22 protein-coding genes are annotated in these 25112 nt (G+C 72.5%); 10 read left to right on the top strand and 12 right to left on the bottom strand.

Features of this window, described 5'->3' with window-relative positions; genetic code table 11:
* Nucleotides 1–29: 29 nt before the first annotated feature.
* On the top strand, nucleotides 30–686 hold the full coding sequence (locus J2S43_RS21095) for a hypothetical protein (protein WP_306831775.1): 657 nt from the start codon (nucleotides 30–32) through the stop codon (nucleotides 684–686).
* A gap of 5 nt (nucleotides 687–691) precedes the next feature.
* Here J2S43_RS21095 and J2S43_RS21090 read toward each other — a convergent pair whose 3' ends face one another.
* Nucleotides 692–883 carry a DUF5703 family protein gene (locus tag J2S43_RS21090; RefSeq protein ID WP_306831773.1) on the bottom strand — a complete coding sequence of 64 codons (192 nt, stop codon included), beginning with the start codon at nucleotides 881–883 and terminating at the stop codon, nucleotides 692–694.
* 139 nt (nucleotides 884–1022) lie between these two features.
* Here J2S43_RS21090 and J2S43_RS21085 point away from each other — a divergent pair, with 139 nt between their 5' ends.
* Nucleotides 1023–2417, top strand: a complete 1395-nt coding sequence (locus J2S43_RS21085) for a hypothetical protein (RefSeq protein WP_306831772.1) — start codon at nucleotides 1023–1025, stop codon at nucleotides 2415–2417.
* Here the strand turns inward: J2S43_RS21085 and J2S43_RS21080 are convergent.
* Nucleotides 2411–5230 (bottom strand): AfsR/SARP family transcriptional regulator, encoded by a 2820-nt coding sequence (locus tag J2S43_RS21080; protein WP_306831770.1) that lies wholly within the window; start codon nucleotides 5228–5230, stop codon nucleotides 2411–2413. The genes J2S43_RS21085 and J2S43_RS21080 overlap by 7 nt on opposite strands.
* 77 nt (nucleotides 5231–5307) lie before the next feature.
* Nucleotides 5308–6279 carry an aldo/keto reductase gene (locus J2S43_RS21075; RefSeq protein ID WP_306831768.1) on the bottom strand — a complete coding sequence of 324 codons (972 nt, stop codon included), beginning with the start codon at nucleotides 6277–6279 and terminating at the stop codon, nucleotides 5308–5310.
* 97 nt (nucleotides 6280–6376) lie between these two features.
* On the opposite strand from J2S43_RS21075, the gene J2S43_RS21070 reads away from it, so the two are divergent.
* The 5 genes from J2S43_RS21070 (at nucleotide 6377) to mshC (ending at nucleotide 11259) form a co-directional block, all read left to right on the top strand.
* Nucleotides 6377–7426 (top strand): LLM class F420-dependent oxidoreductase, encoded by a 1050-nt coding sequence (locus J2S43_RS21070; RefSeq protein WP_306831767.1) that lies wholly within the window; start codon nucleotides 6377–6379, stop codon nucleotides 7424–7426.
* An 83-nt stretch (nucleotides 7427–7509) separates the two neighbouring features.
* On the top strand, nucleotides 7510–8226 hold the full coding sequence (locus tag J2S43_RS21065; protein ID WP_306831765.1) for a histidine phosphatase family protein: 717 nt from the start codon (nucleotides 7510–7512) through the stop codon (nucleotides 8224–8226).
* A gap of 119 nt (nucleotides 8227–8345) precedes the next feature.
* Nucleotides 8346–8921 (top strand): DUF3090 domain-containing protein, encoded by a 576-nt coding sequence (locus J2S43_RS21060; protein ID WP_306831763.1) that lies wholly within the window; start codon nucleotides 8346–8348, stop codon nucleotides 8919–8921.
* A gap of 12 nt (nucleotides 8922–8933) precedes the next feature.
* A complete protein-coding gene (locus J2S43_RS21055; protein ID WP_306831762.1) occupies nucleotides 8934–9767 on the top strand; it encodes an SCO1664 family protein in 834 nt (277 codons plus the stop codon).
* A 247-nt stretch (nucleotides 9768–10014) separates the two neighbouring features.
* Nucleotides 10015–11259 carry a cysteine--1-D-myo-inosityl 2-amino-2-deoxy-alpha-D-glucopyranoside ligase gene (mshC, locus tag J2S43_RS21050; protein WP_306831760.1) on the top strand — a complete coding sequence of 415 codons (1245 nt, stop codon included), beginning with the start codon at nucleotides 10015–10017 and terminating at the stop codon, nucleotides 11257–11259.
* A gap of 91 nt (nucleotides 11260–11350) precedes the next feature.
* Here mshC and J2S43_RS21045 read toward each other — a convergent pair whose 3' ends face one another.
* Nucleotides 11351–12145, bottom strand: a complete 795-nt coding sequence (locus J2S43_RS21045) for a GntR family transcriptional regulator (RefSeq protein ID WP_306831759.1) — start codon at nucleotides 12143–12145, stop codon at nucleotides 11351–11353.
* A 180-nt stretch (nucleotides 12146–12325) separates the two neighbouring features.
* Between J2S43_RS21045 and J2S43_RS21040 the strand changes: the two genes are divergently transcribed.
* Nucleotides 12326–12619, top strand: coding sequence for a TM2 domain-containing protein (locus J2S43_RS21040; protein ID WP_306831757.1), 294 nt, complete (start codon nucleotides 12326–12328; stop codon nucleotides 12617–12619).
* 50 nt (nucleotides 12620–12669) lie between these two features.
* On the opposite strand, the gene J2S43_RS21035 is transcribed toward J2S43_RS21040, so the two are convergent.
* The 7 genes from J2S43_RS21035 to J2S43_RS21005 form a co-directional block, all read right to left on the bottom strand.
* Nucleotides 12670–13539: a PAC2 family protein gene (locus tag J2S43_RS21035; protein WP_306831755.1), complete on the bottom strand. Its 870-nt coding sequence runs from the start codon at nucleotides 13537–13539 to the stop codon at nucleotides 12670–12672.
* A gap of 470 nt (nucleotides 13540–14009) precedes the next feature.
* The gene (locus tag J2S43_RS21030; RefSeq protein ID WP_306839362.1) at nucleotides 14010–14666 is read right to left on the bottom strand and encodes an HAD family hydrolase; all 657 of its coding nucleotides are present in this window, start codon (nucleotides 14664–14666) and stop codon (nucleotides 14010–14012) included.
* Nucleotides 14667–14925: 259 nt separating this feature from the next.
* Nucleotides 14926–15627, bottom strand: coding sequence for a neutral zinc metallopeptidase (locus J2S43_RS21025; RefSeq protein WP_306831754.1), 702 nt, complete (start codon nucleotides 15625–15627; stop codon nucleotides 14926–14928).
* Nucleotides 15628–15724: 97 nt separating this feature from the next.
* Nucleotides 15725–18256: an ABC transporter permease gene (locus tag J2S43_RS21020; RefSeq protein WP_306831751.1), complete on the bottom strand. Its 2532-nt coding sequence runs from the start codon at nucleotides 18254–18256 to the stop codon at nucleotides 15725–15727.
* 3 nt (nucleotides 18257–18259) lie between these two features.
* Nucleotides 18260–19030 carry an ABC transporter ATP-binding protein gene (locus tag J2S43_RS21015; protein ID WP_306831750.1) on the bottom strand — a complete coding sequence of 257 codons (771 nt, stop codon included), beginning with the start codon at nucleotides 19028–19030 and terminating at the stop codon, nucleotides 18260–18262.
* 1230 nt (nucleotides 19031–20260) lie between these two features.
* Nucleotides 20261–20935, bottom strand: coding sequence for a response regulator (locus J2S43_RS21010; protein WP_306831748.1), 675 nt, complete (start codon nucleotides 20933–20935; stop codon nucleotides 20261–20263).
* Between the two features lie 13 nt (nucleotides 20936–20948).
* Nucleotides 20949–22142 (bottom strand): sensor histidine kinase, encoded by a 1194-nt coding sequence (locus J2S43_RS21005; protein WP_306839361.1) that lies wholly within the window; start codon nucleotides 22140–22142, stop codon nucleotides 20949–20951.
* Between the two features lie 171 nt (nucleotides 22143–22313).
* On the opposite strand from J2S43_RS21005, the gene J2S43_RS21000 reads away from it, so the two are divergent.
* Complete coding sequence (locus J2S43_RS21000) at nucleotides 22314–22931, top strand: PilZ domain-containing protein (protein WP_306831745.1); 618 nt, start codon at nucleotides 22314–22316, stop codon at nucleotides 22929–22931.
* Here J2S43_RS21000 and J2S43_RS20995 read toward each other — a convergent pair.
* Nucleotides 22919–23854 carry a RecB family exonuclease gene (locus tag J2S43_RS20995; protein ID WP_306831743.1) on the bottom strand — a complete coding sequence of 312 codons (936 nt, stop codon included), beginning with the start codon at nucleotides 23852–23854 and terminating at the stop codon, nucleotides 22919–22921. The genes J2S43_RS21000 and J2S43_RS20995 overlap by 13 nt on opposite strands.
* Before the next feature lie 174 nt (nucleotides 23855–24028).
* Here J2S43_RS20995 and J2S43_RS20990 point away from each other — a divergent pair, with 174 nt between their 5' ends.
* Nucleotides 24029–25096 carry a site-2 protease family protein gene (locus tag J2S43_RS20990; RefSeq protein WP_306839358.1) on the top strand — a complete coding sequence of 356 codons (1068 nt, stop codon included), beginning with the start codon at nucleotides 24029–24031 and terminating at the stop codon, nucleotides 25094–25096.
* Nucleotides 25097–25112 lie beyond the last annotated feature (16 nt).

Here is a 25112-nt window from a genome sequence, read left to right as displayed (position 1 = left end):
GTTACACCCCGAGATCTGAGGAAATTTTCATGACTGATGTGCAATCGACCGACCTCGACGCCGCGCTGGAGCGGGTGTTCGAGGCGGCGCGGGCCCACCTCGCGGCCGTCCGGGCCAGCGGTGGCGCGGTCGAGGACGACAACGTCGGTAAGGCGTACGTCGCGCTGAACAACGCCTCGTTCGAGTACGACGAGCTGCTGCTCGACGCGTTCAACGAGGTCACGCCGTGGGACGTGAAGCCGATCGACGAGGACGAGGCGGCGCACGACCACGAGCACGACCACGAGGCGCCGTCCGACGCGTACCCGAACACGATCGCCGTCCGTCAGCGCCGCGACTACCGGGTGCCGAGCGTCTCCGCGCTCATCCGGGTCGCCGAGTCCGCCCGCCGCGCCGCCGCCGGCCCGGACACCGACGACGCCGAGCTCGGCGAGCCGATCACCTCGGTCGGCGAGGCCGTGCTGGAGCTGCTGCAGAGCGGCGACGGCTCGCTCGGCGAGCTGGACATCCCCGAGCTGGAGCCGCTCGACGGCCTGGTCACCGTGACCGAGGTCGCGGCCCCGCTGGACCTCGACGCGTTCGAGGAGGAGGACGGCGACGGCCCGTTCGCCCCCGGCCCGGAGGACCGGCTTCTCGGCCGCCTCGACGAGCACCCGTTCCTGGAGCTCCCCGAAGAGGAGCGCTAGATCATCTAGATCGAGAGGCCCGGTTGCGGCTGTTCCCGGACCCGGCGACGCAGCATGATCTGCCGCGTCCCGTCCCGGTACAGCCGCACCCGGGCCAGCTCCCAGCCCGAGAACTCGGCCTGGATCGCCAACTGCGCCGTAGCGGTCATCCGGTCGACATTCGCCGGCAACCGCAACGGCGCGTATTCGTAGTCCATGGCGACCAGGATGCTCCCTCCGCCCGACCACCGACAAGCTCTTCCGCCCGGAGCTCCGGCGCGCCCGGAATGTACGGCGGATGTATGAGCGGGCTCTAACCTCCTGCGGTCACTACCCATCACCAGGGAGGCACAACAGGTGAGAGCACGAACGATGCTGGCGGGTCTGGCCGCGGTCGTCATGGCGGTCGGCGGGGCGGTCGCCGCCTCGCCCGCCTCGGCGGCGCCCACGACGACGCTCATCGAGGACACCGCGCAGGGGACCGGGATCGGGCAGGTCGCCTTCTCGTCCGGCTGGGGCGCCTGCTCGGGCAACTGCGGCGTGGCCTCGGACAACAGCTTCCGGTGGACCTCGACGCCCGGTGCGACCGCCACGATCCGGTTCACCGGCTCGCAGATCACGCTCTACGGCATGAAGGAGCCGTGGGCGAACATCGCGACCGTGGCGATCGACGGCGGCGCCGCGACGGACGTGGACTTCTACGCCGCCACCGCGACCACCGAGACCGTCGACGTGTACAACTCGCCCGCGCTCGCGCAGGGCACGCACACGCTGGTGCTGACCATGACCAGCCGGCGCAACCCGGCGTCGGGCGGCGGCTCGGCGATCACCTTCGACAGTGCCGTGGTCACCGGCGACGACACCCCCGAGAACCGCTCGGGCCTGCCCTGGTCCGACGGCGGGTACTTCAGCCACAGCGGCACGGAGGCCGAGGAGTTCCAGCAGTGGCGCGGCCGCCCGGTGGACAACATCGTCGCGTTCACCGACCGTAGGAACTGGTACGCCCAGCTCAACACCTGGTGGGCCGGCACCGTGCCGAGCACGTTCGAGCCGGAGACCGACGACTTCATCCTCTCGGTGCCGCTGTGGACCGACGACAACGACAACGGCACCGACGACCAGTGGCGGCAGCTGGCCACCTCGATCGCGGACGTCGACCCGGACGGCTACGTGCGGCTCGGCTGGGAGATGAACTGCTGCTTCTCGCACGCCCGTGACGTGGCGTCCTGGCGGGCGCAGTACTCCCGCGCGGTCGACCTGATCCGCGGTGCCGCGCCGGGCCTCAAGATCGTGTTCAACCCGAACGAGGGCGTGAGCAACAACAACACGATCGCCGACCCGCGCACGCTGTTCGTGGACGGCAAGGCCGACGTGATCGCCATCGACTCCTACGACTGGTGGGAGCCGTTCACCTCGGACGCGAACGCCAACAACCACTTCACCAAGACCTACGGCTGGAACTTCTGGTACGACTTCGCCCGCTCCAAGGGTCTGCCGTTCGCGCTGGCCGAGTTCGGCGTGATCTCCCAGAACACCTCGGCGAACCACTCGGGCGGCGACAACCCGAAGTTCTTCACCTACGTCTACGACTGGCTGTCGGCCAAGGAGGCCGCGAACCCCGGCTCGATCGAGTTCGTGTCGTACTTCAACGACTCCGAGGTGGACGGGTGGAAGTCGAACCTCTACCCGACGACTCCGAACCCGAACTCCGGCGTGCGCTACAAGCAGGTGCTCGACGCGGCGGCTCAGTGAGTCCCGGAGGCCCGCTCCAGCAGTGAACGGGTCAGCTCGGCGGCCCGCGTGAATCCCATCTCGCGGAAGCCGGCCTCGGCGGCGGTCAGCAACTCGGCCGCCGCCGCGGGCCGGCCGTCGAGCAGTTCGATCCGTCCGGCCGTACGCCGGGCGGACGCGACGCCCCACCGGTGCCCGAGCCGCGTCGCCCTCGCCAGGCACCGCGCGGCGAGGGCCCGGGCGTGGTCGATCGAACCGAGTTCCAGGTACGCGTCGGCCAGCACGATCTCGGCCACGGTCAGCTGCGTCTCGTCGCGCAGCTCGGTGTAGGCGAGCACGGCGGCCCGGGCGTGCCGGGCCGCGGACGCCGCCCGCTGCCGGGCACGGTAGCCCGCCGCGAGGAAGGTGTGCACCTCCGCGGCACCCCACGCCTCGTGGGTCGCCTCGAAGATCTCCAGGGCCCGGCCGAGCGCCGCGGACTCCTCCTCGGGTGACGGGCTGATCGGCTGCCGGAAGGCGAGATGGACGTAGCCGGTCGCGGGCGTGCCGCCGAGCACGGGCAGCAGCTCCGCGGCCCGGTCGTAGGCGGCGAGCGCCTCGTCCAGCCGCCCCAGCTGCTGCGCGGCGACGGACCAGCCGAGCGCGGCCTCCGCCATCCCGGGCGCGTCACGCAACGCGCGGAACAGCTCGTAGGAGCGGCGCAACCGGGGCAGCGCCGCCCGGTTGTCGTCGCGGAACCGGTGCAGGCTGCCCACGCTCAACGCCAGCAGCGCCGCGGTGGCGGGGGACAGGACGGCGTCGTCCGGGATCACGTCGTGGGTGGCGGCCCAGTCGTCGATCCGCCCGCGCAGGACACAGAAGTTGACGGTGGCGGTGGCGAGCCGGGCGGCCAGATCCAGCTGCCCGGTGCCGGCCAGCAGCGGCACGAGCGCGCGGATGCCGTCCAACTCGCTCTCGAACCACTCCACCGGCGTCGCCCCGGCCCGCGCGTCGGGCGCCGCCGGCGCGGGCAGCGTCATCGGCCGGCCCGGCAACCGCCGGTTCGCCGTCAGCGCGGCCGCCAGGAACACCCGCGCCGCCGCGGCGACCAGCTCGCCGGCGGGCGGTCCCGGCAGCTCGGCCGCCGACAACCGGACCAGGTCGTGCAGCGCGTAGCGCTCCGCACCGGCGCGCGTGAGCACCTGCGCGTCACACAGCCGCTCGGTCAGCGCGAAGGCCTCCGGCTCGCCGATCCCGGCCAGTGCCGCGGGCAGCCACGGCGCGAACGTCCGCATCGGGAGCAGGCTCATCGCCCGCAGCAGCGCGAGCGCGGCCGGATCGAGGCGGCGGTAACTGAGCGCGAGACTGGCGCGAACGTCGAGGTCACCGATGGACAGCCGGTCGAGGCGCTGATGCTCGTCGGACAGCCGCGCGACGAGCTGCCCCAGCGCCGGGCCGGGCAGCGACGCGGAGCGGATGGCGGCCGCGCGGATGCTCAGCGGCAACCCGCCGCACAGCTCGGCGAGGGCGGCGGCGGCCTCGGGCTCGGCCGCCACGGCGTCGCCTCCCGCGATCCGCTCCAGCAGGGCCACCCCGGCGTCCCTGCTCAGCGGCCGCAGCTGGAGCAGGTGGGCGCCCGGCACGGTCAGCAACGCCCGGCTCGTCACCAGCAGCGCGCTGCCCGGCCCCGGCATCAGCGCCCGCACCTGGCCGGCCTCGGTGGCGTTGTCGGCCACGATCAGCACCCGGCGCCCGGCGAGCAGCGTCCGGAACTGGTCGGCGCGCTCCTGCTGATCATGGGGCAGGGATTCGCCGGGTACGCCCATCGCGCGCAGGAATCGTCCGAGCACCTGGGGGAGCGGCGTCGCCGTACCGTCCGTGCGCTGCAGGTCGGCATAGAGGCAGCCGTCCGGGAACAGCTCCGCCACCTCGTGCGCGACCCGGACCGCCAGCGTGCTCTTGCCGACGCCGGCCATGCCGCCGAGCACGGCCGTCAGCCCCGCCCCCGGCACCGGCTCGCGCCGCCGCAGCAGCTTCGCCAGGTGCGCGATCTCCGGCTCGCGTCCCACGAAGTCCGCGACCACCGGCGGCAGCTGGAACGGCGCGACGACACCGTCCGGACCGCCGGGCCCGGTGCTCAGCAGCCGGCGGTCGCGCCGCAGCACGGACCGGTGGACGGCGGCCAGTTCCGGTCCGGGGTCGATGCCCAGCTCCGCCGCGAGCGCCGTGCGTGCATCCTGGTACGCCGTCAGCGCCGCGGCCGGGTCACCGCCGCGGTACAGCGCGAGCACCAGCAGGCTGCGGAGACGTTCGCGCAGCGGGTACTCGTGCACCATCCTCCGCAGCAGGGTCTGCGCCGCGGCCGGGTCGCCGTTCTGGAGGAGCAGCTCGCTGTACAGCTCGACCGCCGCGAGATGGTCGTCCTGTGCCGCGGCGGCACGCGCCTGCAGCACCGGTCCGGCCGGCTCGCCCGCGAACGGCTGCCCCCGCCACAGCCGCAGCGCGGCCGCCAGACTCTCCCGCGCCGCTTCCGGCCGGCCCGGCGCGGCCGACCGCCCGGCGGCCACGAGCGCGGTGAACTCGGCGAGGTCGAGCTCACCGGCCGCTACCTCGAAGAGGTAGCCCCCCGTCCCGGAGGTGATCCGGCCCGGGAACAGCGCGCGCAGCCGGGAGAGATAGGTGCGGATGTTGGCCACGGCCGAGGTGGGCGGATTCCGTGGCCACACCTCGTCCACCAGGGTGCCGAGCGGCACCGGGCGGTTTCCGGCCGTCAACAGCAGCAGGGCGACCAGCCGGGGCTTGGCGGCCATGACCGGTGCCGGAAGCTCGGTCGCGCCAAGCACCCGGAACAGCACGGTTCACCCTAGCTCCGATGATCATCCACTCTGTACAGGGAGCGTCGTCGAGGAGGCTCAGCTCACATGCCGCGTCGTCAGTCGTCGCGCTCGGGATAGGCGTAGCCGATGGCGGACACGTCATCCAGCGCCAGCGATATCTCCGCCGGCAGCTCGAGGTATTCCGCCTGCAGCGCGCCGAGCAGCTGCCCCACCGTCCGCGCCCCCAGGATCGGCGCCACCACGCCCGGCTGGTCGCGGATCCACGCCAGCGCCACCTCCAGCGGCGACACGCCGAGCCCGCCGGCCGCGGTGACCACCGCCTCCACGATGCTGGAGCTGCGCGGGTCGAGGTAGCTCTCCACGAACGCGGCGAAGTGCGGCGACACCGCCCGCGAGTCCGCCGGCCGCCCGTTGCGGTACTTCCCGGTCAGCACGCCGCGCCCGAGCGGCGACCAGGGCAGCAGGCCCAGGCCGAGCGCCTCGCAGGCCGGCAGCACCTCGCGCTCCACGCCGCGCTCCAGCAGCGAGTACTCCATCTGGGTGGCGACCACCGGCGCGCGCCCGGGATAGGCGGCCTGCCAGACGGCGGCGCGTGCGGTCTGCCAGCCGGAGTAGTTGGACAGGCCCACGTACCGCACCCGGCCGCTGGTCACGGCGTGGTCGAGCGCGGACATGGTCTCCTCCAGCGGCGTGGCCGGGTCGTAACCGTGCACCTGGAACAGGTCGACGTAGTCGGTGCCGAGCCGGCGCAGCGACGCGTCCAGGCTGCGCAGCAGGTGGCCGCGGGAGCAGTCCCGGCGGCGGCCGTTACCCGGGCGCACGCCGGCCTTGGTGGCGATGAGCACGTCCTCGCGCGGGACGAGACCGCCCAGCAGAGAGCCGATCACCGCCTCGGCGTCGCCGTCGCCGTAGACGTCCGCGGTGTCGACGAGGTTTCCGCCCGCGTCGAGGTAGCTCTTCAACTGCGCGGCCGCGTCGTCGGCGTCGGTGTCCCGGCCCCACGTCATGGTGCCGAGCGCGAGCCGCGAAACCGCCAGCCCGCTTCGGCCGAGCGGTCGCTGTTGCATGGGTGAACCTTATTAAGAACTGTGCCGTACGGATATCCTCGTCGGCACTCTGACGTTACTCGTCGGTATCGGAAATCGGCTAAAGGGGTTGAACGCGGTGAAACTCGGACTCAGCCTGAGCTACCAGTCGCGGTGGAGCACGCCCGCGGACCACCTCGCGCTCGCCCAGGAGGCGGACCGGCTCGGCTACGCCGTGGTCTGGGTGGCGGAGGCGTACGGCTCCGATTCGGTCAGCATGCTCTCCTGGATCGCCGGCCAGACCGCGCGCATCGACGTCGGCTCCGCGGTCATGCAGATCCCGGCGCGCACCCCGGCCGCGACCGCGATGACCGCGGCCACGATCGACACGTTCTCCGGCGGCCGGTTCCGGCTCGGCCTCGGCGTGTCCGGCCCGCAGGTCTCCGAGGGCTGGCACGGTGTGCGCTTCGACAAGCCGCTCGGCCGCACCCGCGAGTACGTCGGCATCGTCCGCCGCGCGCTGCGCCGCGAGGTCCTGGAGTTCGACGGCGAGCACTACACGCTGCCGCTGCCGGACGGGCCCGGCAAGGCGCTCAAGCTCGGCTTCCGGCCGCTGCGCGCGGACATCCCGATCTACCTGGCCGCGGTCGGCCCGAAGAACCTGGAACTGGCCGGCGAGGTCACCGACGGCTGGCTGGGCATCTTCGTCGCACCGGACCAGGTGCAGGGCCAGCTCGCGTCGATCGCGGCCGGTCGTACCCGCGCGGGTCTGGATCTCAAGGGTTTCGACGTGGTCGCGTCCGTGCCGACCGTGCTCGGCGACGACGTGGCGGCCGCGGCCGACGTGATCCGCCCGCACGCCGCGCTCTACGTCGGCGGGATGGGGAGCAGGAAGCAGAACTTCTACAACGGCATCGCGACGCGGATGGGCTTCGCCGCCGAGGCCGCCGAGGTGCAGGACCTCTACCTCACCGGCCGGCAGCGGGACGCGGCCGCGGCCGTCCCGCAGGACTTCATCGACCGCACGTCCCTGATCGGCCCGAAGGACAGGATCAAGGACCACATCCAGCGGTACGCCGAGAGCGGCGTCACCACGCTGGCGCTGCACCTGTTCGCCGCGGACCGGGAGTCCTCGATCACCACGCTGCGCACGGTCGCCGAGGCCTACGAAGCGGCCGGGGTCGCGTAGCGTCTCGCACCCGTGCCACATCGGACGGCGCTACTTCGGCCTGGGGCGTCACGGGCGAGCCGGGCTGGGTAGTGTGAGGCGCTGTGGCTACCGTCCTTCTCCTTCGTCATGGGCGGACCACCGCCAACGCCTCCGGCGCGCTCGCCGGCCGTCAGCCCGTCGAGCTCGACGACGCCGGCCGCACCCAGGCCGCCGCGGTCGGCGCGCGGCTCGCCGGGCTGCCGCTGGCCGCGGTGGTCTCCAGCCCGCTGCTGCGCTGTCGGCAGACGGTGCAACTCGCGCTGCCGGAGGCGCTCCCGGAGCTGGAGGACGGCATCGTCGAGTGCGACTACGGCGCGTGGGAGGGCCAGGAGCTGAAGAAGCTGGCCAAGGACCCGCTCTGGCCGGTGGTCCAGCAGCACCCGAGCGCGGCCGTGTTCCCCGGTGGCGAGGCGATGGCCGCGATGGCGTCCCGGGCCGTCGCCGCGATCCGCCGCTGGGACGAGAAGATCACGGCGGAGCACGGCCCGGAGGCGGTCTGGCTGGCCTGTAGCCATGGCGACGTGATCAAGGCGATCGCGGCGGACGCGCTCGGCCTGCACCTCGACCAGTTCCAGCGGATCGTGGCCGATCCGGCCTCGGTGACCGCGATCCGCTACACCGCGACCCGCCCGTTCGTGCTCCGCTCCAACGACACCGGCGGCGACCTGGCCTCGCTGGTCCCGCCGCCGGCCAAGAAGCACCGCGGCCGCCGGGCCACCCCACCGGCCGAGTCGGACGCGGCCGTGGGCGGCGGCGCGGGCGGTGGCCGGCTGCCGTGACGGCCGCGTGATCATGGCCACGCACCGTGTCCCGTACGCCCGGAATCCGCCGATCGGTTCGGTCTCATTCGGCCCTGTGCGCTACGCGCGTGACCGTTCGGGCGGATAGGGTTCTCCGTATGACCCACCAGGTGCATGCGTTCGAACCGCCGGATCGGTTCGTCGCCGGGACTGTGGGGACGCCGGGCGACCGGACGTTCTTCCTCCAGGCCCGCGGCGGCGGCCGTGTGGTCAGCGTGGCGCTGGAGAAGGTCCAGGTGTCCCTGCTCGCCGAGAAGCTCGAGGAGCTGCTCGCCGAGGCGCACCGCCGCTTCGGTGTCGACCTGCCCGTGCTCGCCACCGCGAACGACCCGGACAACGACCCGCTCGACACCCCGGTCGACGAGGAGTTCCGCGTCGGCACGCTCGGCCTCGCGTTCGACGTGGACACCGCCACCGTGATCATCGAGGCGATCGCGGCCGGCGAGGGCGAGCAGGAGCTGATCGGCGACGACGATGACGCCGACGACGAGGCCGAGGAGCCCGACGACGACCTAGACCGGCTCCGCGTCCGGCTGACCCCGGAGGCGACCCGCGCGTTCATCGACCGGGCCCGCCGCGTGCTCTCCGCCGGCCGCCCGCCGTGCCCGCTGTGCGGCCAGCCGCTCGACCCGAAGGGCCACCTCTGCCCGCGCCACAACGGCTACCACCGCTGACCGGGCCGTTGCGTGACGTCCACTGAGATCGACCGCGTGCTCGACGAGCCGGATGCGCTGCAGCTGCTGCGCCGCGGTTCACTGGAACTCGAGGGGCGGCTCGTCGACGCCTCCAACACCACGCTGCGCGCGTTCGTGACGCTCGACGGGATCACCCGCCGCTGCGTCTACAAGCCGGTGCGCGGCGAACGCCCGCTGTGGGACTTCCCGGACGGCACCCTCGCGGGCCGCGAGGTCTCGGCGTACCTCGTCTCGGCCTGGATGGCGGAACGTGACCCCGGCTTCGCGCTGATCCCGCCGACCATATTGCGCGACGGCCCGCTCGGCCCCGGCGCCTGCCAGCTGTGGATCGACGAGCAGGACGACGCCGAGCAGGTGGTCGGCTTCATCCCGATGTGGGAGCTGCCGGCCGGCTGGTTCCGCGTCGCGTCCGCCGAGGACGACGACGGCGAGCGGTACGCGCTGGCACACGCGGACGACGAGCGCCTGGCCCGGCTCGCCGTGCTGGACGCCGTGCTCAACAACGCCGACCGCAAGGGCGGCCACGTGCTGCTCGGCCCCGGCGACCGGATCTACGGCGTAGACCACGGCATCTGCTTCCACGCGGAGGAGAAGCTGCGCACCGTGCTCTGGGGCTGGGCCGGCAAGCGCCTGCCCGACTGGGCCCTCGCGGCCCTGGACGAGCTGCGGTCCGGCCTGCGCGGCGACCTCGGCGAGGCGCTCGACGAGCACCTGACGACCACCGAGGTCGACGCGACCCGCCGCCGCGTCGCCCGCCTGAACGCCCGCCGCAAGTTCCCCGACCCGCCCGAGGGCTGGCCCGCCGTCCCCTGGCCCCCGATCTAGAGCCTTATCGAGCGCCGTGCGATTCTCGGCACGGAGGCTCGGCTGGGGTTGGCGTGCGGAGCAGGCCTTTGCCCACGACGGGACTCGCAGGGAGGCCGCCCGCGGCCGACCGGTGCCCGCGGGAGCACTCGGAACGCGCCCACGCCGGAAGCGGGAAAGCATGCTTTTGATCCTCCGCCGGTCGGGTGAGCGCTTGATCACCCGGTGGTATGGACCGAACCGCGTTACCGGTCGTTAGGCTTGCGCCATGGATCCATGGACCGGGCACGAGGTGCCGGGGCTGCCGGGTGACGGGCGGCCGCTGAGCTTGTACGACGCGTCCCGGCAGGGCGTCTTCCCCGTGACGGCCTCCAGCGAGTCCGCGTCGATGTATGTCTGCGGCATCACCCCCTACGACGCGACCCATCTCGGGCACGCCGCCACGATGATCGCGTTCGACCTGGTCAACCGCGCGTGGCGGGACGCCGGCCGGGACGTGAACTACGTGCAGAACGTCACCGACATCGACGACCCGCTGCTGGAGCGCGCCGCGCGGGACGGCGAGGACTGGGTGGTCCTCGCGATGCGCGAGACCGCGCTGTTCCGCGAGGACATGGAGGCGCTGCGGATCATCCCGCCGCGGCACTACGTGGGCGCGGTCGAGTCGATCCCGGACATCGCCGCGAAGGTCGCCGGCCTGCTGGCCGAGGGCGCGGCGTACCGGCTGGAGGACGGCACCGGCGACGTGTACTTCGACCTCGCGGTCGCGGCACCCCGGTTCGGCTACGAGTCCCGGCTGACCCGCGAGGAGATGCTGCCGCTGTTCGCCGAGCGCGGTGGCGACCCGCAGCGGGAGGGCAAGAAGGACCCGCTCGACCCGCTGCTCTGGCGCGGCATCCGCGAGGGCGAGCCGGCCTGGGACGGCGGCGCGCTCGGCCCGGGCCGCCCCGGCTGGCACATCGAGTGCGCCGTGATCGCGCTCGGCCTGCTCGGCGACCGGATCGACGTGCAGGGCGGCGGCAACGACCTGATCTTCCCGCATCACGAGTGCTCCGCCGCGCACGCGGAGCGGCTGACCGGCGTGGAGCCGTTCGCCGGCCACTACACGCACGCCGGCATGATCGGCCTGAACGGCGAGAAGATGTCGAAGTCCCGGGGCAACCTGGTCTTCGTCTCCCGGCTGCGCGCCGACCACGTCGACCCGATGGCGATCCGGCTGGCGCTGTTGGCCGACCACTACCGCGCCGACCGCCAGTGGACCGACGACCTGCTCAAGACCGCGCAGCAGCGGCTGGCCCGCTGGCGTGACGCGGTCGCGGTGACCGGCGGCCCGTCCGGCACCGCGCTGCTCGACGCGGTCCGCGCCCGGCTCACCGACGACCTCGACACGGCCGGCGCGCTGACCGTCGTGGACGAGTGGGCCGCGGCCGCACTCAACGGCGACCGCACCGACGCCGAGGCCCCGCGCCTGGTCGCCGAGACCGTCGACGCGCTGCTCGGCGTGCGTCTCTAAAGCAAAATCAAAGGCCGCGCCCACGGGTACGGGCGCGGCCTTTCGCTCTCCGGATCCTGTCGGCCGGTGGCGGAGCGCGGGCCGGCGTGCGCTACGCCAGCGCCAGCCCCGGATCCGGGTCGGGGTCCGGCGCCGGTCCCGGGATCGTGTACTCCTCGGTCAGCGTGGTCTGCGGGCCCGGCCACGTCGCCTGCGACACCTCGATCGGCTTGTGCGCGGGGTCGAACGCCACGTGCAGCAGGTGCAGCACCGGCGTGTCCGGCCGGATCTGCAGGATCATCGCCTCCTCGCGGGACGGCTGCCGCGCGCTGATCACGTCGCTGGCCGACGCGTACCGCCGCCCGATGACCTCCTCGGCCTCCTGGTAGAGCGGCCGCCCGAACGCCTCCATCCGCTCCAGGCTGGTCCCGGCCGCGTCCTGCACCCGGAACCACGCGGCGCCGACCTCGACCGGCGCGTCGTCCACCCGCACCAGGTGCCGCCGGACGATCAGGTCGGCGCCGTCCTTCACCCCGAACGCGTCCGCCACCTCGGCCGGCGCCGGCGCCCGGGTCACCTCGATCAGCTGCTGGCGGTAGCGCGCCGCGAGATCCGCGTGGTAGCCGCGGTGCCCGCCGTAGCGTCCGCGGGAGAGCCGGTTGAGTCGCCGTTTCGTACCCCGGACGTAGGTCCCCGAGCCCGGCTTGGTGATCAGCATGCCCTCGACGCGCAGCTGGTCGATCGCCCGCTGCACGGTCTGCTTGGCCACGCCGTACTGCTCGGCGATTCCCGGGATCGACGGCAGGCGCTCACCCGGCTGCCAGTCACCACGCCGGATCTGCGCCCTCAGCTGGTCGGCGATCTGCCGATGCGGAAACTCGGCGGCGCCGGGATTGATCTGGGCCATGCGACCTGCCCTTCTCTTGCGGCTAGGTTCCTAGGATGCCCTACGCGGTCGGTTCCGTACCACCACGACACGCTGGAACCGGCGTGAGGAACAGACTGAAGTAGGCCACTCCGAATCGAACAGCCTCACGGGTCCACACGAGCTCACGGTAGACATATCGATCAAGTAGAGTCGTGAGTGATGCTGCCGGAGTGGGAACGGCTGAGGGTTCAGCGGGCGGAGGCGGAGTTCGCGTCGGTCGCGAAGGACGCGCGTGTCGCGTTCGCGCTGTGGGCCGTCGCCGGGCTCTTCGGCGGCCACCGCTTCTACCTCGGTGACACCGCTCAATCGGCCGCGATGCTGTTCACCCTCGGCGGTCTGGGCGTGTGGACGCTGGCCGACGTCTTCTTCGTCCGGCGCCGGGTCCGGCTGGTTAACGCCCGCCGCCGCGCGACGATCATGGCCCGGCACGGCATCGTCGAACCGGCCGTGTGACGCGTGGGGCGAGCGGCCCGCCGGCCACCCGCCCCTGACGCGAACCAGCCTTACCAGGACCCTGCCGTGGGGCCGGTGGAGCCGCCGCGGCGGCGGAGGTACTTCTCGAACTCCTTGGCGATCTCGTCGCCGGACAGCGGCTGAATGCCGGCGTCCTGGGAGCGTTCCTCCAACTCCCGCACGTACTCACCCAGCTCCGCGTCCTGCTCGGCGGCGGCGCGCACGCGCTCCTCCCACTCCGCGGTCTCCTCCTCGAGGTCCGCGGTCGGGACCGGGATGTCGAGGACGTCCTCGATGCGGTGCAGCAGCGCGAGCGTCGCCTTGGGGCAGGGCGGATTGTTCGCGTAGTGCGGCACGTGCACCCAGAACGAGACCGCCTCGAGGTCGGCCCGGGTCGCCGCGTCGTGCAGCACGCCGACGATCCCGGTCGGCCCGTCGTAGCGGGTCGGCACCAGTTTGTAGCGCTCGGCCGCGCCCGACTCGGTGGCGCCGCCACTGATCGGCAGCGGCCGCGAGTACGGCACGTCGGCGAGCAGCGCGCCCAGCAGGACCACCTTGGTGATCTCCATGCTGTGGCAGACCTCGAGGATCTGCTCGCAGAACGTGCGCCAGCGCATGCTCGGCTCGATGCCGCGGATCAGCACCACGTCGCGTTCGGCATCGGGCGGGCTGGCCACCATGAACTTGGTGCTCGGCCACTCGATGCTGCGCGTCTCGCCCTCGGTCATGGTCACCGTCGGGCGGCTGACCTGGAAGTCGTAGAACTCCTCCGGGTCAAGCTCGGTGACCTTGCGCGCGTCCCACACCTGTTCCAGGTGCTCGACGGCGGCAGTCGACGCGTCGGCCGCGTCGTTCCACCCCTCGAACGCCACGACCGCCACCGGGGATCGCAGCATGGGCAGCCCGTCGAACTCCGTCACGCCATCACCCTTTCCATGCTCACCTCAAGCAGCCTACGTCCCACCGCCGGAACTGGCTTGTCGGCCGCGCCGCCACGGCCCGACCCGGCCGTATTGCGTATAATGCCCCCGATTGCCCTTTATGGACCGGTGCCCCCGGGAGCGCCGGCCCGTGCGAACCTCTGCCGCCACGGCGGTCGCCGGTGCAACCCATCCCACGACTCTCTCGCGTCGGCGCCAGTCCTTGCGTCCACGAATCCGCGGCCGCGTCACCACATCCCCGGCGACGGCCCGCTCGCGACCACCTCCGCGGCCGGCCGGAGTCCGTGAGCACGAGTCCCTCGCCCCGGCGATGACGGCAGGGTTGTGGGTTTGTCCCGGCCACCACGGACAGACAGGGAGGAGCGCCAGCGACGACCGGTGCCCGCGGGAGCACGCCCAACTCGACCCGCCGGAAGCGGGAAATCAAGATCTTAGGGCTTTCAGGGCTTTCAGGGCTTCGAGGGTACGAGCAGCGTCGCGAGATGCGGGACGTCGACGTCGTCGAGGGAGCTGCGCAGGTGGATGCCGGTCTCGCCGTTGAGGTGGCTGAGGTCCAGCTCGCAGGGGACCGCGAGGACGGTGGCGCCGGCGGCCTTGGCGGAGGCGATGCCGGCGGGGGAGTCCTCGATCGCGACGCAGGCCGTGATGTCGACGCCGAGTGCGTCCGCGGCCATCCGGTAGGGCGCCGGGTCCGGCTTGTTCGCCGTGACCTCGTCGCCGCAGATGACGGCGTCGAACGAGTTGCGGCCGAGCGTGTCCAGCGCGACCTCGACCAGGCGGCGGCTCGTGGACGTGACCAGCGCGGTGGGAATCCCGGCGGCGCGGACCGCGGCCAGCAGCACCATCGCGCCGGGCCGCCAGACCAGGCCGGACGTGAAGAGTTCGGCGACGCGGTCCTCCAGCTCGCGGGCACCGGCGACCGGGTCGCGCCACGGCTGGCCGAGGTCCTCGTGCATGACGCGCATCGACTCGGCCATCGCGGCGCCGACCATCGCGGCGCGGGCCTCCTCGGAGAGCTCGCCACCGTAGGAGCGCGCGAGCTCCATGATCGCGATCTCCCAGACCTTCTCGCTGTCGATCAGGGTGCCGTCCATGTCGAAGAGCACGGCGGCGGGGCGGAGGACGGCGGGGGACTCGGGTTCGGTTCGCAGGTCACTCACCCGGCCCATTGTCCGGATCTCCGTGCCCGGCTGCCACGGAGTGTGAGCGGATCGGCTCAACCCGAACCCTGCGCTGCCGATGAGCAGCACGGCGCCAAGGCCTGGGTCGCTTCGCTCCCGAGGGGCGGTCGCGCACCGGGCGGAACGCGCCCAGGCGCGCAACCCGAAGATGACCGCCCCGGGAGGTTCTCCCGGGGCGGTGCGCTCAGCCGATGTCGCAGGACTCGAGGCCGCGCTCGTAGCCGTTGAAGAACGCGTCGGTGCGCTGTTCGGCGGTGCCGTGCGCGTTCGGCGCGAACCACGGCTGGCTGGGGTCGTCGCCGACCGCGAGCAGGCCGGCGCGCAGCTCCTCCATGTCGCCGTCCTCGATCTGCAGCCGCCCGGCCTGGACCGAGCCGCCGATGTAGGCACCCGCCATGCAGTCGGCCTGCAACTCCTGCTCGATCGTGTACTCGTACTGCAGGCCGAACCGGATCTGGACGCCGTGCGCGTACTCGTGGCCGAGCAGGTAGTAGACGAACGCGTCGCCGATCTTCTGGAACGCGCCGAACGCCCAGTCGATGTCGTACGCGATGAAGTCACCGGCCGAGCAGTAGACCGCGTTCTGCGCCGGGATCGGCTCCTGGCCGCACGCGACCTCGCCGTCCTCGCGGTAGGGCGCGATCTCGCGGACCGGCTCGAACGCCAGCCCGTTCTGGCGGAACACGTCGTTCCAGTACTGCTCCGCGACCGTGACCGCGGACTCGATGTCCTGGGCGAACTCGTCCTCGGTGTCGGCCCGGCCGGGATTGTCGGCCGCGCCGCTCGTCGCCTCGGGCTCCCCGCCGGGCACGGTGCCGGTGTCGACGGCGCATCCGACGGCCAGCACCGCACCCGCGACCAGCGCGGCCACCACGTTCTTTCTCACGACTTCGAGGGTACGGCCGGGAGCCGCTCCCCGCCGTCTGTCCACTGTGATGATCGAGGCGTCCCTGGCGTAGTTCCGGGACGCCTCGATCACGGTGCTACTCGTAGGCGATCGCGTCCAGCACGTTGAGCCGGGAGGCCCGCCGTGCGGGCAGGATCGCGGCCAGCACCCCGGCCAGCGCGGCGGCCACGAGCAGACCGATGAGCTGCGCGTACGGGATGGTGACGACGGACAGCACGTCCTGCTGGCGCAGCGCCACGGACGCGGAGGCGCCCAGGCCGACGCCGAGCAGGATGCCGAGCAGGCAGCCGTAGACCGCGATCAGCAGCGACTCGACCCGTACCATGCCGCGCACCTGCCGTCGCGTGGTGCCGATCGCCCGGAGCAGGCCCAGCTCCCGGGTCCGTTCGTAGATGCTGAGCACGAGCGTGTTCACGATGCCGAGGAACGCCACGATCACGGCCAGCGCCAGCAGCACGTAGAAGATCGCGAGGATGCCGTCGACCAGCGCGTTCTGCTGCGCGATGAACGACTCCTGGTCGCCGACCGTCACCAGCGGGTAGTCCGCCATGATCTTCTCGACGCCGGCCACGACCGCGCTGGTGTCTGCGCCGGTGTCCAGCGCCACGAACCCCTGCATGGCCAGCGGCCCCGCGAAGTTACGCACCGCGCTCCCCGGCAGCAGCAGACCGGCCGTGAGCTGGCTGGAGTAGACCCCCGCGATCGTGTACGTGACCGGGCCGCCCTTCGCCGCCTCGACCGTGGCCGTGTCGCCGACCTTCAGGTTCAGCGCCGCGGCCGTGTTCGTGTCGATCAGCGCGTCCGTGGCCCCGGTGGGTGTGACCGTGCCGGACTCCTCCTCCAGCGCGAACATCGGACCGGCCTCGGCCAGGTCGGTCGCGGAGACGAACTGCTGCGGCTGCCCGTTCACGGTCGCGATGCTGAAGTGGTAGGCGACCGACTCGCGCACCCCCGGCAGCGCGTCCACCTGCGCGAGCCGCGCCGGGTCGAAGCCCTCCCGGCCGTCCGGCAGCTGCTGCGAGTTCGTCAGGATCATCACCTCGGCGCCGATGTCGTTCTCCACCAGGTCCCGTACGGTGGAGCGCAACGACGAGCCGATCACGGTGACCGTGCTGACCAGCGCCACGCCGATCATGAGCGCGACCGCGGTGACGGACGTGCGCCGCGGGTTGCGCAGCGCGTTGCGGCGGCCCAGGTCACCGGCCGTGCCCCAGGCGACCAGCCGGCCGATCAGGCCCGCGACCGGCCGGGTCAGCGCCGGCGACAGCAGCGCCACCCCGATGATCGACAGCAGTACGCCCGCGCCGATCAGCACGGCGGCCAGCGGCGCGCCGGACAGCGCCGCCGCGATCGCGGCCACGCCCAGCCCGGTGAAGACCGACCCGGTGATCGTCAGGGCCAGCATCGGCTTGTCCGGCCGGGACACCTCGCGCATCGCCGCGATCGGCGGCACCGACGCGGCCCGGATCGCCGGGATCAGCGCGGCCGTGACCGTCATCAGCACGCCCAGCAGGTACGACACCACGATCGCGAGCACGCCGACGACCAGGCCGCCCTCGGGCAGCGGCAGCCCGAACGCGCCGGCCGCGGCCTGCAGCCCGTACGCGACGCCGATGCCCGCGAGCAGCCCCAGCGTGGACGCGACGAACCCGACCACCAGCGCCTCGATCAGCACGGACCCGGTCAGCTGCCCCCAGCCGGCGCCGAGCGCGCGGAACAGTGCCAGCTCCCGGGCCCGCTGCGCGATGATGATGTTGAACGTGTTGAAGATCAGGAACATCCCGACCAGCAGCGCGATCAGGGCGAACCCGAGGAAGAACCAGTTCACGAACGTCAGCAGCTGCTTGAACGCGCTGGCCTGCTCCTCCGCGATCTCCGCACCGGTGACCGCCTCGAACCCGGCCGGCACCGCGGCCGCGACCCGGTTCTTCAGGTCGTCGTCGGAGATGCCCTCGGTCGCGGTCAGCGCCACCCCGCCGTACACGCCGGTCCGGCCGTAGAACTGCTGCTGCGCCTCCGCCATGGTGAACGCGACGAGCGTCTCCCCGGACAGCGACGGCCGCCCACCGGAGTACTCGAGCACGCCCGACACGGTGTACTCCTTCGCCTCGTACCGAGGCCCGATGTAGATCTTCGCCCGGTCGCCGACGCCCACGCCCGCCTGCTCCGCCGTGAAGCGGGTCAGCGCGACCTCGGTGTCCCGGGCCGGTGCGGTGCCCTCGGCGACTCGCAGCAGGTCGCCGCCGTCGGTCCAGCCGGCCCCGAGCTGCGGCGCGCCGGTCGACGGCACCGCCTTGCCATCCCGCGCCCGGAACGGCACGATCCCCTGCGCGGACGCGTCCCCAGCCGCCCGGGCCACGCCCTCGACCTGGCTCAGCCGCGCGATGTCCGCGTCGGTGAGCGTCCTGCCGTCCGTGGCGTCCTCGGCCCGCACCTGCACGGCCGTGTCCTGGTTGACGGTCTGGAACAGCCGCTCGAACCGGCCGCCCAGCGAGTCCGTGAGCACGAACGCGCTGGACACGAACATGACCCCGAGCACGATCGCCAGCCCGGACAGGACCAGCCGCAGCTTACGGGCCAGCAGACTCTTGATCGTCGCGCGCAGCACGGCTCAGCCCACCGGCTCGGTGTCGAGGTGCTTGAGCTTGTCCAGCACACCCTCCGCGGTCGGCTCGGACAGCTCGTCCACCATCCGGCCGTCCGCGAGGAAGATGACGTGATCCGCGTACGACGCCGCCACCGGATCGTGCGTCACCATGATGATCGTCTGCCCGTGCTCGTGCACGCTGTTGCGCAGGAACGACAGCACGTCCGCGCCCGCCCGGCTGTCCAGGTTGCCGGTCGGCTCGTCCGCGAACACCACGTCCGGCCGCGCCAGCAGCGCCCGCGCACACGCGACCCGCTGCTGCTGCCCGCCGGAGAGCTGCGTCGGCCGGTGATGCAACCGGTCCTTCAGCCCCACCGTGCTCACGATCGTCTCGAACCACTCCGGGTCGGCCTTGCGCCCAGCGATCGACAGCGGCAGCAGCATGTTCTCCTCCGCCGTCAACGTCGGCAACAGGTTGAACTGCTGAAAGATGAACCCGATCTTGCTGCGCCGCAGTTTCGTCAGCTGCGTGTCGTTCATGCCGGTCAGCGGCGTCTCTCCGATGTGGATCATGCCGCGGGTCACGGTGTCCAGGCCCGCGAGGCAGTGCATCAGCGTCGACTTCCCGCTTCCCGACGGCCCCATGATCGCGGTGAAGCGCCCCTTCTCGAACCGGGTGGTGATCCCGGCCAGCGCCATCACCTGCGCCTCGCCACTCCCGTAGACCTTCCACACATCCACGGCCGACACCGCCGCGATCGCGCCCCCGGCAGCGCCGACACCGTCCTCCGACATCACAGACTCCCCGTCCCCTCAGTGCAGGACCGACTCCGGCCTGCCCATACGACGGTACGGGCCGCGCGCTCACCTGCCGTCCATCGCCGGACGGGTGTGCCGGTCGGCCGGGGGAGGGGTGCGGCCTCCTCCCTGAGGAGGAGACCTTTCCGGCTTCGGCGGGCCGGCGGGGCTGGTGGGTGCGGGCTCGGGGTGCCTCCGGCGGCGGCTCGGGCTGGGCTGTCCGGCTGTGGTCGAGGGGTGCCTCCGGCGGCGGCTCGGGCTGGGCTGTCCGGCTGCGATCGAGGGGCGCCTCCGGCGGGGCGGTTGGGCTGTGTGGTTGCGGTCGAGGGAGCCTCCGGCGAGCCTCGAGATCCGGGGAGGTCACGTGTCGCAAGGCGAGGCCCGGTCGAGCACCCCGCCGCCTGATATTTCCCGATAAGGGCCGCGCCGGTTGGCCGGCTTGGCGGTCACGTGTCGCAAATCGAGGCCCGGTCGAGCACCCGCCGCCTGATATTTCCGGATAAGGGCGGCGCCAGCAGGCCGCCCTTAACGATCACGTGTCGCAAATCGTTGTTAAGAGCGCCGGATAACAACGATTTGCGACACGTGATCGACTTCAGCGCCTGATCCGGCACACTGGGCAGTCGCGTCGCCACCCGCCGTATCGCCCGGGCCGATATCGGCGCAGCCCAACACGCGCGGCCATAGGCCGGCCCTGATCTTCCTCGTGCGCACCGCGCAGACCGCCACCGCCTGGCTGCCCCGTCTGCCGTCGACCACCCTTGGGGTGCAGATCTTCGGCAGGGCCGCCACCCACCACGAACCGCAGCCCAGGCAAGGACGGCGCCCCCAGGGCGCCGACCATGCCGACCCCCACCCAAGCTGGCGGCCCTGCCGAAGATCTGCTCGGCTTCGCCTGGACGACGACAGACGGGGCAGCCAGGCACACGACACCCCACCCCACCCCACCACCACGCCAACACGACCGGGCCAACGCAACCCCCGGCCAGACGGAAGCAGGCCCTCCCCGGAGTCTGAGACCCGCCGGAGGCGCCCTAACCCGCCGCCGACAGCCCAACGCCACCAATAAACCGAAATTTCGGGCGCGCAGCGCCCGCCTCAGGAACCGCCCCGCTCCGGCCGCCCCGCTCCGGCCGCCCCGCTCCGGCCGCCCCGCTCCGGCCGCCCCGCTCCGGCCGGTCCGGCCGGCCCCGCCCCTGTCCGGTTGAAGTGGTGCCTCCGCAGTGCTCAAGCCCCCGGCTTGACCAGACCGGATTCGTAAGCCAGCACCACCGCCTGCACCCGGTCCCGCAGTCCCAGCTTCGTCAGCACATGCCCCACATGCGTCTTGATGGTGGTCTCGCTGACCGACAGTGCCCGCGCGATCTCCGCGTTCGACAGTCCTTTCGCCACCTGGATCAGTACCTCCCGCTCGCGTTCCGTCAGCGAGTTCATCGTTCGCGGTGGTTGCGCGGCCGGGTCGGGCAGCACGATCGCGAAGCGGTCGAGCAGGCGCTTCAGGATTCGCGGCGCCACCACCGCCTCGCCGGCCGCCACCGTGCGGATGGCCGTGACCAGGTCTTCCGCCGGTACGTCCTTGGCCAGGAATCCGCTGGCACCGGCGCGTAGCGCGCCCACCACGTATTCGTCCAGGTCGAACGTGGTCAGGATCAGCACCCGCACGGGGAGCCGTGCGTCGACGATGGCCTTGGTCGCGGCCACGCCGTCGAGGCGTGGCATGCGGATGTCCATCAGGACCACGTCCGGCAGTAGCCGGCGGGCCAGGTCGACGGCCTCGGCGCCGTCGCCGGCCTCGCCGACGACGTGCAGGTCGTCCTCGGCGCCGAGCACCATGCGGAAGCCGGTGCGCAGCAGCGGCTGGTCGTCGGCGAGCAGAATGCGCACCGGCCGTGCGTCGGTCACGATGAAGACCCCCTTAGTCCATCGGAATCTTCGCGTAGACGCGGAAGCCGCCGCCAGGGCGGGGGCCGACGCGCAGCGTGCCGCCGTAGAGCGCGACCCGTTCCCGCATGCCGACCAGGCCGTGGCCGGCGCCGTGTTCGGAGCCGGGGGCCGGGCCGCGGCCGGTGTCGAAGACCTCGACGATCAGCCAGTAGACGCCGAAGCTGAGCCGGACCTGGGCGGTGGCCCGGCCGGCGTGCTTGAGCGCGTTGGTGAGCGCCTCCTGGACGATCCGGTAGACGGTCAGTGCCACGCCGGGTTCCAGTTCCGCCGGGGTGCCGTCGATGCGCAGCGTGACCGGGAGGCCGGCGTCGCGGACCTGTTCGGCGAGGGCTTCGAGGCCGGCGATGCCGGGCTGGGGGGCGAGTTCGGCGGCGGGTTCGGTCTCGGTGCGCAGTACGCCGAGCATGCGGCGCAGTTCCCGCATGGCGGCCCGGGACGTCTCCTCGATGGTGGTGAGGGCTTCGTCGGCGGCGTCGGTGTCGGTGCGCAGGACGCGGCGGGCGCCGGTGGCGAGCACGCCCATCACGCTGACGTTGTGGGCGACCACGTCGTGGAGTTCGCGGGCGATGCGGCGGCGTTCGTCGGCGACGGCCTGTTCGGCGAGCGCGCGCTGGTTGGCCTCGGCGGCGATCGCGCGTTCCTCGAGGGCGCGGGCGGTGACCCGGCGGCCGTGGACGGCGCGGCCGACCAGGAAGACGACCAGGCCGAGCAGCGTGTTGTTGACGGCCAGGTAGGCCGGCGGCAGGTCGTGGCCGTCGACCATCATCGGCACGGCGATCGGGGCGAGCACGACCGGCACCCAGAGCAGCAGCCCGGCCGTGATCGCGCCTTGCAGCGACAGCCGGGAGCCGGCGGTGTAGGTCAGGACGATGAACGCGATCGGCAGCGTCAGCGGCTGGGTGGGGACGATCGCGGGGGCGGCGACGGCGGGCAGCAGCATCAGCAGGGCCGGCCAGAGCAGCACCCGGCGCAGCGCGATCGGCACGGCGAGCCACAGCGTCAGCAGCACCACGGCGACCGGGTCGCCGGCCTGCTCGTCCCGGTCGATCCAGACCACCAGCGCGTCCGCGGCGAGCGCGAGCACCGCGAGCCGGGAGTCCCAGACGAACGCGCGCCGCGGACGCCGGCTGCGCCCGGCCGCGAACCAGTCCCACACGGTTTTCATCACGTCGGAACCTATCCGCCCGCGGCGCCCGGCGAATCGGCCCGCGCGCGGACCCGGTCTCCTGCTGAGGGAGGAGACGAGATCTGGCACACAGCGCTAACAATCCCGGTCGAGCTGCCGATCACCGCACCGCAACGGGACGACAACGAGAATCCAAGGAGGCGACCCGAGATGGCACTGCGACTGCCCTGGAAGCGGCGGATGCCGGACCCCGAGGCCTTCGTCGACCTTCCCGAGGACGCCGAACTGGTCACGCTGATGATCGGGGAGAAGACGTACCGGGATCTGAGCGTCGTCCGTACCCCGGACAAGGCCTGGAACTTCCGGCTGCCCGGCGGCCTGGAGGAGGGCGCGACGGTCGAGCTGATCTGGACCGCGGAGGGGCGGGGCGGCGAGGGCACCGCGTGCGTGGTCCGGGCGACGGAGGCCACGATCGGGATCCGGGCGACGCGGGTGGCGACGGGGCTCCAGCGGCGGGGCAGCCTGCGGGTGCCGGCCACGGTCCCGCTCACGCTGAACGGGCCGGAGGACACCACCTTCTCGCTGACCACCCGGAACCTGTCGCTCGGCGGCGCGCTCGCGTTCGGCCGGGGGCCGGAGCCGGGCGAGCCGCTGCCCGGGCGCCTGGACCTGCCCGGCCAGTTCGTCACCGTGAACGCGCGGGTGCTGCCCGGCCTGGACCCGGTGAACGTGCACCGGCTGCTCTTCGTGGGGCTGACCACGCAGGCTGAGGACCTGATCGCGGATTACGTGGCGGCGCAGGAGCGCCGGCGCGCCTACGCCCGCTGAGCCGGGATCACCTCGGGGTACGGCGGGGGCGTCCCGCCGAACGCCGGGCAGAGCGCCTTGTGGTTGCACCAGCCGCACAGCTTGCTCGGCTGCGGGCGGAAGTCGCGCGCGGCCGTGGCCGACTCGATCGCCTTGGCCAGCGCCAGCACGGTGCGCTCGAAGCGCTGCAACTCCTCCAGGTCGGGGGAGTAGTCGCAGACCTCGACGTCCTTGAGGTAGATCAGGCGCAGCACGCGCGGGACCACGCCGCGGGTGCGCCACAGCACCAGCGCGTAGAACTTGAGCTGGAACAGCGCCTTCGCCTCGAACGCCTCGCGCGGCGCGCCACCGGTCTTGTAGTCGACGACGCGGATCTGCCCGTCCGGCGAGACGTCCAGCCGGTCGACGAAGCCGCGCAGCCGAAGCCGGTCGTCGACCACCGTGGAGATCAACTGCTCGCGCTCGGCCGGCTCCAGCCGCCGCGGGTCCTCCAGCGTGAAATAGCCCTTGAGCAGCTCACGCGCGGACCCGAGGAAGTCGCCGAGTCCGGCCACCGGCGCCTCACCCGGCTGCACCTCAATGAGCACCTCGGCCTGCTGTGCGGGTGCTTCGAAGAGCACGGAGAGCGTGGGGTCCTCGGCGAGCAGCCGTTCCCAGGACGGAGCCACAAGATCAAATGCGGCGGCGGGGGTACGGTCGGCGGCCGGCAGATCGTAGAGACGCTCCAGCACCGCGTGCACCAGCGTGCCCCGCACCTGGTCGGCCGTGGGCAGCTCGGGGAGACGGTCGATCGTGCGGAAGCGGAACAGCAGCGGGCAGGTCTTGAAGTCGCCGGCCCGGGACGGTGAGAGCGACGGGCCGGTCCACTCCGGCTCGGCCAGCTCCGCGGGCGTGGCAGTGTTACGGCCTGTCTGCAAGTGTGCCGCCTCCGTCTCGGTCGTCATGCCCACAAAGATACGGCGGGGGTGCGACGGTTTCAGTGGGCGCACGCGGACAGCGCCACCACGAACATCCCACGTAGCATCGGCACGGTGGACAACGAGGCGCCCGAGCCGGGCCGTCGCGCCGGCCTCACGGTGGGGCGGATCCTCGGCGTCCCCGTCCACCTCAACGCATCCATGCTGCTGCTCGCCGTCGCGGTCACCGTCATCTACGGCGAGTTCGTCCGCGGCGCGCTCGGCCTGTCCCGCCCGGCCGGCTACGCGGTCGGTTTCGGTTTCGTGGTCTGCCTGCTCGGCTCGGTCCTGCTGCACGAGCTCGGCCACGCGCTGACCGCCCGCCGGTTCGGCATCGGCGTGCGCGGCATCACGCTCGAGCTGCTCGGCGGCTACACCGAGATGGACCGGGACGCGCCCCGCCCCCGCGTCGACCTCGCGGTCTCGCTGGCCGGCCCGGCCGTGTCGCTGGCGCTCGGCGTGCTCGCCACGATCGCGGCGCTGCTGCTGCGCGACGGCACGCTCGCCGACCAGATCGCATTCCAGCTCGCGGTCAGCAACCTGGTCGTGGCCGTGTTCAACTCGCTGCCCGGCCTGCCGCTGGACGGCGGCCGCGCGCTGCGGGCCGCGATCTGGGCCGTGCACGGCGATCGGCACACCGCCACCGAGATCGCCGGCTGGTCCGGCCGCGCGCTGGCCGGCCTGACCGCGGCCGCGGTGCTCGTGACGTACCTGCTGGGTTGGCTGACGGTCTTCGGTGTGGTCTTCATGCTGCTGGTCACGCTGACCCTGTGGCAGGGCGCCGGCCAGTCGATCCGGCTGGCCCGGATGAGCCGCCGCTTCCCGATGATCAAGCTGACGCGCCTGGCCCGGCCGATCTTCGCGGTCCCGGCCGGCACGCCGCTGGCCGAGGCGCAGCGCCGTGGCCAGGAGGCCGGCACCGGCAACGCCGCGCTGGTCGTGGCGGACGCGTCCGGGCGAGTGGTCGCGCTGGTCGACGGCGCCCGCGCGGCCGCGGTCCCGGCCGACCGGCGGCCCTGGGTCAGCGTGGACACGGTCGCCCGCGGCGTCGAGGGCATCCCGGCGATGTCCATCGACCTCACCGGCGAGCAGGTCGTGCGCGTGGTGCAGACTCACCCCGGCGCGCAATATCTGGTCACCGCGGGCGAGACCGTGGTCGGCGTGCTGCACCTGATCGACCTGGCCGAGGTGCTCGAACCACGCCGTGGCCGGGGCAACCCGGCCGTTTGACCCCCGATACGGTGGT

The sequence above is a fragment of the Catenuloplanes nepalensis genome (assembly GCF_030811575.1).
Lineage (GTDB): Bacteria > Actinomycetota > Actinomycetes > Mycobacteriales > Micromonosporaceae > Catenuloplanes > Catenuloplanes nepalensis.
Note: the sequence above shows the minus strand (reverse complement) of the source record. Positions and strands in the feature narration are given on the sequence as shown.